Annotated in this window: 3 protein-coding genes; 1 reads left to right on the forward strand and 2 read right to left on the reverse strand. The window is 36.2% G+C overall.

Annotated features, from left to right (window positions below; translation table 11 throughout):
- Window positions 1-112: 112 nt before the first annotated feature.
- The gene (locus ABWU86_RS05865) at window positions 113-9,763 is read left to right on the forward strand and encodes a DUF5776 domain-containing protein (RefSeq protein ID WP_353321975.1); all 9,651 of its coding nucleotides are present in this window, start codon (window positions 113-115) and stop codon (window positions 9,761-9,763) included.
- 50 nt (window positions 9,764-9,813) lie between these two features.
- On the opposite strand, the gene ABWU86_RS05870 is transcribed toward ABWU86_RS05865, so the two are convergent.
- The gene (locus ABWU86_RS05870) at window positions 9,814-11,322 is read right to left on the reverse strand and encodes a glycosyltransferase (RefSeq protein WP_353321977.1); all 1,509 of its coding nucleotides are present in this window, start codon (window positions 11,320-11,322) and stop codon (window positions 9,814-9,816) included.
- A 2-nt stretch (window positions 11,323-11,324) separates the two neighbouring features.
- A complete protein-coding gene (locus ABWU86_RS05875) occupies window positions 11,325-12,956 on the reverse strand; it encodes a glycosyltransferase (protein ID WP_353321979.1) in 1,632 nt (543 codons plus the stop codon).
- Window positions 12,957-13,200: the final 244 nt, after the last annotated feature.

Raw genomic sequence — 13,200 nt, forward strand, 5'->3', positions numbered from 1 at the left:
TTTATTAAGTTTTTTAAATTTTTATTAAGACATCACTTTTTGATTAACTTGTCAAAAAAATTGATGTAATATGTACGTATTAGATAATTGGAATAATTGTGAGGTGAGCTCTGTGAAATACAACAAACAAAAAATTAGAAAAATTAATGACAAGAAGATATTAAAGAAGGTTAAAAAGAATTGGGTAGTAGTATCAGTTTCATCTTTTGCTTTCTTTGGTGCAGCTGGATTTACTCTTACTAACGGAAATGTAAACGCACATGCATATGTAAACAGTGGTAAGACAGTAGTTGTTGCCGGACAAAATAGTTCAGCTGCAACATACACTAGTGGATCATCTTCACAATCAACTTCCACTAATTCTGCTAATGTGGCTACTTCAAGCAGTGCTAACAGTAATATTGCTCCTACAAGTAGCATTAATAGTTCATCCAATAGTAATCCCACTAATAACACTCCTAGTGTATACCAAACAACAGACTGGGATTCATATGCTAGCCTAAGTGAAAACATGGGAAGTAGTAGTTCTAATAACCAAATTACAACAAGTACAAATCTATCTGACGCTGAAAATATTATTGATCAAATGGCATCATCTGCGCAAAGCGCCATTGATAGTAACACTGCCAATTACCGTGCAGCCTTGGCACAGGGATTAAGTACAAAGATGGCTTCGGGAACATTTGGTACTCTTTATTTCATAGATAAAAATGGTAATCAAATTTTTTCAGGTAATGGAGCACCCTTTGGTTACCAGGGACCACAGAGTGGTGGAAATACAAGCAATTATCAAATTTATAACTCTAATGTGGCTTCATCTAGTTCTAATCAATTAAACAATCCTAATAATATTAATAATGATGGTAAATTATGGGTTATTACTACCGGTTCAGGTGTGACAAATACTTTTTTAGGTAGTCCACAAATTAGAATTGAAGTTAAGGGAACTAATCCAACGTTTGTAATGCCGGTGCAATTGTATGATCCTAATGGCAACCCAATTGCTCAAACTAATAATGACAGTACTGGAATGGCTCCAACCGCAATGGGAATGGCTGTCATTAATGCAAGCAATAATTCATTAGTTCAAGTTTTAAATATGAATGTAGACCCAACTAAGTATGTTGCGCCAGCTGCTGGTACAATTCTTACAGTTGATCCAAATACTTATAACTACAAATTGATTGTAGCTTCTGCAGCTAAGCCATACCCATTAAACTTCTATAACCGTAATGGACAATTGGTAGCAACAGGTACCGTTAATATTAATAATAATGGGACAATCACTAATACCTACACTACTGGTAATTTGAGTAGTACAGTTTATCACATTCCAAGTAATCCTAAAATTGTGACTGATGTTAACAACGCTGGTCAATATGCAATGAATGTAGACCAAAACACTGCAAGTTTAACATTTGTTACACCAAATGGAACGCAATTAACTGATAGTAACAATAATGTCTTAACTGGTACAGTATATGTAAATGCTGATGGTTCTGGAACAATAGCAGATAGTACTGCAATTAATGGGTCAGCTTATCATGTTGTCCCAGGTGCTCAACCTTCATTACAAAATGGTCAATATGTAGTTAATGTTACTAAGAATGCTCGTACATCAACAGTTACATTTACTAATAAAGGTAATATCATCACAGATGCTAACGGAAATCATTACACAGGTCTAGTTAACGTAAATGGAAATAGCGTAGCCACATTAGTAGATTATGGACAATTAGGTAATAGTAACTACCATATCACGCAAAATTCAGCATTAATTAAGGATGCTAATGATGATAACTTTACTATGGAAGTAACTCCTAATAATGTTGGGAACACACAAAGTGCCAACTTTGTTGATGCGAATGGAAATGTTCAAGGACAAGGTACTATCATTTTTGATAGTAATAACAATCCTAAACTGGTAGATAACGGTAACTTAAATATTAATAACTATTATGTTGTTAACAATCAAGTCATTAGTAATAATGGTCAATATCAAGTTTTAGTTAAACCATTTTCAATCACAAATACACTCCCTGTTTATTTTGTTGACTCTAACAATAACAATCATGGACAAGGTACAATTGTTATTGATCAAAGTGGAAATGCGAAATTAGTAGATACTGGATCTTTGGATTCGGCAAATTATTACATTGCTAATGGTCAGATTAATAACGTTAATGGTCAATATCAAATTCTAGTAAATCCAAATGTTTCATCCAAATCTGTGGCAGTTACTTTCTATGATTCTTACACAGGAAATGCAGTTGGTACTGGTACTGGTATTAGTATTAATGGTAATAATCCACTTGGAATTAAGAGTTATGGTAATTTGGACACCACATCATATTATTTGAGTGGTAAAGTTGTTCACTTTAACGATGCAAGTGGAAATCCGGTTTATTGGGCTTATGTAACGGTTCAACCACAACGTGCGGATTCCATAGCAGCTTCTAACTCTTCATCTGCGGCAGCATATATAAGTAGTTCTCAATCTTCAGTAGCTCAATCTATTGCGAACGCAATTAGTTTAGCTTCTTCTACTGCTGCATCACTTGCTAACAGTATTGCAGCATCTAATGCCGCCGTTGCAAGTGCTAATTTCCAAAATTCAATAACAGCACTTCAAAATCAATCCCAACAAGCAGTTCAAGCGAGTTTACTAGCTTCACAAACAGCATCTTCATATGCACAATCATTGATTAACTCGGCTAACTCAGCATATAATAGCTTGCAAACATCAGCAGCTACTGACAAATCTAGTACAATTAGTAATTTACAAAGCTCTGCTGCTACAGATAAATCTAATGCAGTATCTGCCGCAATTAGCAGTACTTTATCATCAGCACAATCATCAGCACAGTCAGTGCAAAATTCATTAAGTATTGCTAATAGTCAGGCTATTGTTGATTTGAATAACCAATATCAAAATAGCTTATCGGTATTAAGTAGCCAAGCTATTTCTAACCAAAATAGTGCAGTCCAAAGTACTACTAACTCAATTAATGCTGCTAATCAAGCAACTATTGCTAAAATCAATGCTGATAACAATAAAAAAATTAATCAATTGTTAGCTCAAAGCTATGCTAATTCTGTGAGTGCACAATCAATTGCTGATTCTTTACAATCATCAGCGGTTAACAGTGTTAAAGCTGACGCAGCTAACTCGATGTCAATATTAACACAACAAAATATTGATGCTGTGAACCAATTGAATTCTAGTTATCAAGCTCAATTACAATCGGCACAAAACTCTGCTAGTTCAGCTATTAATAGTGCAGCTAGTTCAGCAGCAACTTCAATGTCAGCTGCCGATGCAACTGTTTTACAAAATACAATTGACTCTTTAACTAAGCAATTTCAAGCTGCTAGCTCTGCTCAACAAGCTCAGTATTTAGCTGCTTCAATTGCTGCTAGTTCATCTGCGAAGGCAGAAATGGATTCAGCTATTAGTAGTTTAACTTCATCTGCTAACAGTGTTTATCAACAACAAAGTATTGCTAATTCACAAGCGATTCAGTCTCTCCAACAACAAAGTATCGCTGATTCTAAGGCTGCTTCTAGTCAAGCTACTGTGGATTTAGCAAACGCTGTTCAAACTGCTAAAAGTAATGCAGAATCAGCAGCTAAATCACAAGCTGATCAGTTAGCTGCTGATAACCAAAAGAGAATCGATAGTATGAACGCTAAGAGTATTGAAGACTCTCAAAATGCTTCTAGTGTGGCCCAATCAATTTTGAACTCAGCAATTCAATCAGCACAAGATTCATATGCTGCTCAATTGAGCGCTACTTCTAGTGCAAACCAATCATTGATTGATTCTATGAATGCAAAGAGTATTTCAGATTCACAAAGTGCTGCTCAAAGTGCACAAAATGCAATCGATTCTGCGGTGAAATCAGCATCTAGTTCTGCAAATTCACTTGCTCAATCAATTGCCGACTCTAACAATGCAGTAATCGATAGTTTGAAATCACAAAACATTCAAGATTTACAATCAGCACAAAATAGTGCAACTACTGCTATTACAAGTGCTGCTGATTCGGCTCGTCTATCAGCTGAAACTAAAGCAGCTGAAGAATCAACAGCAACATCAATTGCTAACTCTAAGCAAATTTCAGACATTCAATCTAATGCAGCTACTCAATTACAAAGCGCTCAATCCAGTGCTAAGTCAGCAGTTGATAGTGTTGCACAGTCTGTAAAAGATTCAGCTTCATCATTGGCAAAATCAATCGCAGACTCCAACAATTCATTGATTAGTAGTTTGCAAGCGCAAAGCATACAAGATCTTCAATCAGCTCAATCCAGTGCTAGTGCTGCAATTGATAGTGCAGTTTCTAGCGCAAAATCAATCGCGCAATCTAAAGCAGATGCAGATTCGATTGCAACTCAAAAATCTAATCAAGATGCTATTAATAGTTTAAAATCGCAAAACGATCAAGCGCTAGCTAACCAATCTAGTGCATATCAAGATGCGATGAATTCAGCAATTCAATCAGCTCAAAGTAGTGCAGCTAAAGAAGCTGATGATCTAAGATCACAAAATCAATCAGCAATCGATAGCTTGTCACAAAAAGCTGAACAGGATTCAATTGCTGCATCAAGTTCTGCTCAAACAGCAATCAACAATGCTGTTTCATCAGCACAAAAATCTGTTAGTGACTCTGCTTCTAGTTTAGCTTCTCAAGTTTCTGCAGCTAATGCTAAGTCATTGGAACAATCGCAACAACAAAGTGCTAATGACTTAGCATCACTACAATCTAGTGCTGCTGCAGCAATTGAATCTGCTGCGTCAAGTGCTAGAAGTGTCGCTTCTAGTCAAGCTTCTGTTGAATACAGTGCATTATCAACTGCTAACTCGAACACTATCAGGCAAATGCAAGATAAGAGTACCGCTGATTCCATTGCCGCATCTAACAGTGCACAATCTGCAATTCAAAGTGCGGTACAAATTGCTCAAGATGAAGCTTCTAAGCAAGCAGCTGCACAATCTGCAGCAACTGCAAAGGGTAATCAAGATGTAATTAACTCATTACAACAACAAATCATAGATAATTCTAATAATGCTTCAAGTAGCGCTCAACAAGCAATCAATGAAGCTGTTGCGAAGGCACAACAAACAGCAAGTAGTTCTGCATCAGCACAATCAGTTGCAACATCAATTGCTAACCAAAAAGCAATTGATGATTTGATTGCAAAATCAAAAGCTGATTCAGAAAACGCTTCTTCTAGTGCCCAAGCTGCTATTAATGCTGCGATTGCTAAAACTAGTTTAGATGCTAGTTCATCAGCTGCTCAAGAATCATTATCAACTTCATTGGCAAACTCATCAGCGATTGCCTCATTGAGTCAAAAAGCAATCAATGATTCTAAGTCAGCTTCAGCTCAAGCAGATTCTGATAAAAATAGTGCTGTATCATCAGCACAAACATCACTAAATAGCTCGTACGGTAGCTATATTAAGAGTCTAAGTGATGCTCGTGATGCTGAATTAAATGCTTTGAAACAAAAGCTGGATGCAGCTAATGATTCTCTTGCTAAAGCCGAACAAGATGCTGCTGATAAAAGTTCTGCATATAGTTCAGAAATTTCAAGTATACAAAGGGAAAGTCAGGCTGCAAGTGAATCAGCATATAATAATAGTTCTGCTGCGCAATCAAGTTATAATAGTGTAATTTCTTCATATCAATCTATGATTTCTGATTTGCAAAATGATCAAAAAGCAACTTCAGAACAAGTCGTTAATTATCAAAAAGCATTAAGCGATCTACAAAGTAGTTATAACGATACAATTGATAAAGCTAAGGCAGATTCAACAGCAGCTTCCCAAGCATCATCTGCTGCTATTTCTGAAGCAGCATCTAAAGCTCTAAGTGAGGCTCAGCAACAAGCTAAGAACTCTCAAGCACAAAGCGAAGCTGAATCTAAGGCTAGAGATACTGAATCTCAAGCACAACAATCAATTAAGGATTCTTACAACCAAAAAATTACAGACTTGCAAAATTCTTCAGCTGCATCTAGTGCTGCTGCACAAACTGCTTTAGATAAAGCTACTTCTTTAATGAATAGTTATATAAATCAAATTTCCAGTTTGAAAGCTGATAGTGCAGCCGCATCAACAGCAAATAGCACTGCTGTTTCGATAGCAACTAGCAACGCAAGATCAGCAGCCCAATCATTTGCAACATTAGCCAATAGTTTGACAGCTAAATATACAAATGATTCAAATGCATTCAAGCAAAGCTTATCTGATTTGCAAAGCTTGATTGCAAGTATTACGGCTGATAATCAACAAAAAGCTGATTCAGCAGCCGCAGATTTTGATAGTAAGAAGGCTGCATATGAAAGTTCATATGCAATCGCATCATCTAATGCTATTTCTCAAGCGGTATCTGATGCTGAACAACGTGCTAAACAAGCTGCAGAAGCTGTATCTCAGGCTAACTCTAAGGCGTTAGCTGATGCACAAAGTAAGGCTGAACAAGACAGTAAAAATGCTGCTAACAGTGCAGCTCAAGCAATTCAAGATGCAGTTAATGCTGCTTCAACAGAAGCTAGCCAAAAAGCCGCAGCACAGTCAACAGCAACATCGATTGCAAATTCTAATGCGTTAGCATCATTAGCTCAACAAAGTAAGAATGATTCATTGAATGCTGCGCAAAGTGCTGCTCAAGCTATAAAAGACGCTGTGGATTCAGCTCGATCACTAGCAAGTCAACAAGCTTCAGCTCAATCAACTGCTGCGAGTCAAGCTGCTTCAAAGGCGTTACAAGATGCCCAAGATAAAGCGGCTCAAGATAGTCGAAACGCATCATCAGTTGCAGAATCTCTAAAAGATAGTTTAGTTGCTTCAGCACAACAAAGTGCATTAGACTCAGCCAAAGCAGTATATGCATCACTATCATCATCAAACTCCAAGGCATTAGCTGACGCGCAAGCCAAAGCTGATAAAGATAGTTCAGCCGCAGCAAGTTATGCGAAGTCATTAATGGACGATGCTGTTTCCTCAGCCAAAGCTGATGCTCAAGCAGCTGCTGATAATGACATTAATTCATTGAACAATTCATATGCACAAAAGATTAGCGACATGCTAGCAACTAGCAAACAAGCTTCGATTGCAGCAAGTCAAGCTGCAGAACAAGCTAAATCTTCAGCTGTTAGTTCAGCACAATCTGTCGCACAAAGTTTAGCAAATTCCCAATCAATCGCAACATCACAACAAAATGCTGATGCATTAAATTCAGCACAACAAAAAGCGATTGAAGATAGCAAACAAGCTCAATCCGTTTACGATGATAAATTAGCTCAAGCTAGTTTAGCAGCGCAAAATTCAGCTAACCAAATGCTAATGGATCAATCAATTGCTAATTCCAATGCATTGAAAGCAGCTCAAGATAAGGCAGCTCAAGATAGTGCAAATGCTTCACAACGTGCAGATGAAGTTAGACAAGCAGCATTAGATTCAGCCCGTCAATCAGCACAAAATTCAGCTAATTCATTGGTTCAATCACTTCAAAATAGCTATGATGCATCAATCGCTGCCGCTCAAAGCAAGTCGATTGCTGACAGTGTAGCTGCTTCTAGCAATGCTAAGTCAGCATTAGATTCAGCAGTTAACGATGCTAGAAATAGTGCTGCTAACCAAATTAATTCATTACAATCTCATAATGCTGACTTACTATCTTCAGCACAAAGTAAGGCAACGGCAGATAGTCTAGCTGCTTCTCAAAAAGCACAAGATCAAATCAGTTCTGCAGTCCAATCAGCGCAAGATAAAGCTAAAAGTGATGCTCAATCAATCATTGATTCATTGAACTCTCAATATGCAAATAGTTTAGCGTCAGCTAATAGTAAGGCAGCAGCAGATAGTCTTGCCGCTAGTCAAGCTGCAGAACAAGCTAAGAATGATGCACTTTCAGCAGCTCAAGAAGCGGCCCGCCAATCAAGTATTGCTACAGCTAATTCTAATGCAGCTGCATTGAAATCGGCTCAAGATAAAGCATACAGTGATAGTGTTGAAGCTTCTAAGAATGCGGATTCATTATTAAGCGCTGCAGTTTCAGCTGCTAAGTCAGCCGCTGAAAGTCAAGCTGCAGTTCAATCAATTGCAACTGCAGAAGTTAACTCAAAAGCATTATCATTTGCTGAAAGTAAAGCCAAATCAGATGCAGCAGCGGCTTCATCAGTTGCTCAATCTATTATTAGTTCTGCTGAATCACTAGCTTCACAAACAGCTGCTGAATATGCAAAATCGGTAGCTGATAGTGTCAGAGATTCATATGATAGTAAGGTTGCATCTATTGCTTCGCAAAATGCTGCCCAATCACAAGCAGCTAATCAAGCGGTTGATGATTTAAGAAATCAATTGAATTCAAGTGCTAAAGCTGAATTGGATAGTCTTTCACAATCTAATGCTGATGCACAACATAGTTTGAAAGCAGAATATGACAGTTTAATTGCTGCTGAAAGAAGTTCTGCACAATCTGCTATCAATAGTGCCGCATCAAGTGCATCTTCTGATGCTAAGAGCAGAGCGGAAAGTCAAGCTCAATCTGAACAAGCTAAGATTACAAGTGATTATCTAGCACAATCTAATGCGATGAACTCAACATTTGCTAGTCAAATGGCTTCATTACAAGCCAGTTTACAAGCAGCTGAAAGTTCAGCTATTAGTTCAGCTCAATCAGTTGCTGATAGTCAAGCAGCACAAAGAAGTTCAGCGTTTGCTAGTCAACTTGCATCACTTCAATCACAAAGTGCTGCTGACTTAAGTGCCGCGAACTCAACCGCTTCTGCTGCATTGAATTCAGCCCAATCTTCAGCAATTAGTAGTGCTCAATCAAATGCTGACTCACTTAAGGCTTCATTGACTGCATCGTATGAAAATGCTTTGGCTATTTTAAAAGCGCAACAAGAAGCTACTTCTATTGCTGATATGAATAACCAACATGCTGCACTAAGTAGTCAAGCAGATAAATTCAATCAAGAAATTAACAACTTGAAGAATCAATTAAGCGGTAAGGACTACGATAATAGTAAGCTGGTTCAATCTTATGAAAATCAAATTGAGGAATTACGATCTGAAATTGCCCGTCTAAAGGGAAGCAATTCTTCAAATGTCGTAATCAACCAAAACCAAGCTTATTACCCAGTTGCAGAACCTACTAAGAATTACCAAGTTATCAACCAGGGTGGTGTTTGGGTTCATAACGATAAGGACTTTACTAATGATAACCGTGTTCGTTTCATCAAATATGGTGACAAGATTAAAGTCCAAAGAGTTGTAACTCATAATGGTATTACTAGGTTATACATTGGTAAGGACGAATATGTAACTGCTAATAAGAACTTTGTTGCAACTGACAAGGATTTACAAACGGTTCCTAAGTATGTTTACAGCTTAAACATCGCTAGAAATAAAGCAACAGTTTATAAGGTAACTGGCTTTAAGTATGTAAATGGTAAGTTGAAACTAGAGGTCAAGGGTAAATACGTTGATCCAAATAAATACGATAATGGTTACTATGAACAATCAGAAAATAATAACCAAACTGATTATCGAGTTATTAAGACTAATGGTGCCTGGATCCATGATAGTAAGCACTTTACAAAACATAACCGTGTTAAGAAATTAAAACGTGGTCAAAAGATAAAAGTCGTCAAAGTAGTTAAGACAGGTGGTATCACTCGTCTATACATTGGAAATGGTCAATATATTACTTCCAATAAGACTTTTGTGCAAAAACATCATAGATAGGCATTAAAAAAGCTCCTATCCGAAAAGGATAGGAGCTTTTTTTATACACTTTATTTATTAATAAATGTTTTCCATTGTTCAAAGACATTATCGGGATTAAACTTAATAGATTTTGTAATTGATTGATCATGCATACGTTCATAAGTATCTTGATTATTTAAAAGTTCAATTACTTGTTTAGCTAAACTAGCAATATCTTTAGGTTCAATCAAGAAACCATTAACATTATTTTCAATGATTTCATTTGGTCCATAATTCACATCGTAAGCCACTTCAGGAATACCATAGCTTAGTCCTTCTACTAGAGACATACTTAATCCTTCTCCCATAGAAGTTTGGACTAATACTCGAGTATCTCGTAGAATTTTATCTTTATCAGGATTAACTTTGTAGTCTAATAAACTTACTGCATTTTCAATCTTTAGTTGTTTGATAATCGCATCTAATTCATTTTTATAGTCAGCAGATTCGAAGTATCCCATGATGTTTAAATGTACATCGGGGATTTGTTGTTGAATTGCTGGAATAATGGTTAATAGTTCGCTAATGTTTTTGTCTCTAAAAACACGACCCATATAAGTGATGTTATGGTTACTTACAGGTTTAATGTTGTCCATTAAGTCAAAAGCAGAATCAAAGATATTGTAGAACTTGCCCATTGGATAACGCTTTTCAAGGTCTTTTCTTTGCTTATCAGTTGGCACGATAATACCAGCAAATTTACCAAAAAATTCATCGAATAATGGGTATAAGTTGTTAAATAAGATAGCGTTAGGGTTATTAGCCTCAGTTGCATTTTCTGTATGCACATTGTGTAAATATTGGTATTTAGGTGCATCTGTATTTAGTTTAGCAACTACAGTGGTTAATGAAGGACGATCATTAATAATAACTGTGTTTTTATCACTAATTTCTTCTAAGAAGAAAGCAAATAAGTCATCCTCGGTATTAAAACGATAGGTTTTTCCTTTGTAATTTAATAATTTGTACATTGATGGTAGGACATGATCGCCAACATTCATATGAGTGATTTCAATCACTACATTACCATTCTTGTCAAAAACTAATTCATGACCAATACCACCAGCAGGATGCATGTAAACTTCTTTTGATTTGAAGCCACGGTAATCAAAAATATCTTGGCTGGCTACATTACCAAAGTTGTCATAGTAATCAATATTACCAATTTCACCAACGGTTAATGGAAAAATTGATACCTTAGCAATACGTTGTCCTAATCTTTCAATGTAGGAACTATTGTTATCAACTCCGTTAATTTTGTAATCATGCTTATCAACTAGAGGAGAGTAACGTAAATATTCATGATGTGTTTTCTTATCAGTATGGTTTTGGAAATAGTCGTACATGTTTAATACTTGATCATCATCAATTCCATACTTTTCAATTTCTTGATGCAAACTGGGATTATAATTTCTGGTTACAATTTTGGCATTAATACCATTTTTCTTGAATAATTTAGCTCGATTCATGGCCGAGAATTCTGTTCCGGAATTGAAGGTAAAAATGTTTTCATTAACGAATAGATATTGCTTGGTCATTATTAAGCCTCCTTATGTTCCATATCACTTAGTCCTTTTTTGATGTCGAAGTGATATGTCTTTAGTTTATCTTGCCAAGTCTTTTTAGCAGAATTAATTAAATCTTCCCACGCCTTCCAAACGCTGTCTTCTGAAAAACGATTTGATAATTCATAAGCCTTATCGGACATTGATTGTAATAAATCATCGTCGCTGAATAATTTTACCATGCAATCTGATAGGGCTTTGGTGTCGTCATAATCGACTACATAACCGTTTTCATCATTGACGATTAATTCATTTGGACCATAGTTGGTATCAAAGGTAATACCGACATCACCTTGTGATTGAGCTTCCATTAAGGCTAAGTTAAAACCTTCCATGACAGAAGCTAAAGCATAAATTTGTGCGTTACGTTGAACACCGGCAACGTCGTTGGTGTATTCGTGTAATTTCACGGCATCACGAAGGTCATATTCATCTAAGGATGCGTTAATGCGTTTCATAGCAATATCATCATTAGAATGGTCAACATATCCATAAACTTCCATGTTGATGTCCGGAATTTCTTTTTTTGCCATACCCATGGCATCGATAATTTTATTTATTTGTTTTTCAGGAGCAACACGAGCGGTAACAACAATACTGTGTTTTTTACGGTCAGACATTGGTATGCGATCTTGTTCTAAGTCTTCGTTTTTAATTACTCCCACCGGAATGGTAAACATATCGATGTCAGGTTCGAAACGCGTCTTAACATCTTTAGTTTGCTTTTCGGTTGCACTAACAATTGCATCGTATCTATTAGCATCGGTTAATGAGTATTCGTAATTATTATTCATTATTGAGGTGTCAGTTTTTTGGGCATCACCAGCATGTGAGTTGTGAAGGTGTAATACTGTATATGTAGGTGAATTAAGAGTTTCTAAGATTTCTTCGAAATAGTCTGAACGATCCATTACATAAATGTTAGGATGTTTTTTTTCCATGAAATTGACATTGATTTCTTCTAGAAAATCTTTAATGACACCAACGATGTTGTTATGAGTTCTAACGGCACCATCATTACGAATAATTTTGAAACCAGATTTCTCAAGTTTTCCTGCTGCGTTGAATCTAAAGTAGTCTTCAATAGCAGGTCGACCATCTGGAGTATACCAAGTTTCAGTTGCAATCTTGTTATCAGGTGTGTACCATTGTGCCATCGATAAGAAACCACGGTAATCATAGAAATCAACACGGTATAAGTTAGAGAATCCATCAAATAATTCAACAGACTTAACTAAGTCATCGTCAGTAACTTCTTTATCAAATAAGTTGATACGACCAACAATCTGCTTGTTGCTGTATACAATGATTCTATTTTGTTCTTTATCTTTATCGTAAGTTAGATTATCAACCCCAAATTCAATATCTTTGGGTGTTAGTGGTTTAGTCTCTACATCAAGCGCATTTTGGAAGTAATCAAAAATATTCAAAATGTACTTGTCTTCGATACCGTTCTTACTCAAGTGATAGTGAAGCAATGGATTCCATTCACGGAAAACTAGGCGATAGTCTTCACCGAATTTTTCGAATAGCTTCGCACGTTTTAATTGGGCATGTTCAATCCCAGAGTTTTTAGCATTAAAACTGGAATTTAGGAAAAAATTCATAATGTAACTCCTTTGCAATTATTTATTTCATTATAACGCAAATAAAGATGAAAATAATTAAAGAAAGCATTAAGAAATGGATAATTTGTCTACTTTGTTATGATGATAGATATTTGCGCACTAACAAAGAAAAATGATAGAATCAAAACATTACATATTTTGGAGATGAATAACATGAAAAAAATAACACAATTTTCATTTTTTGCCGCAAGTTCATTACTATTTGTTTCAGCAGGAACAAACG

Source organism: Apilactobacillus pseudapinorum (genome assembly GCF_040369555.1).
In the GTDB taxonomy this organism is placed as follows: Bacteria; Bacillota; Bacilli; order Lactobacillales; family Lactobacillaceae; genus Apilactobacillus.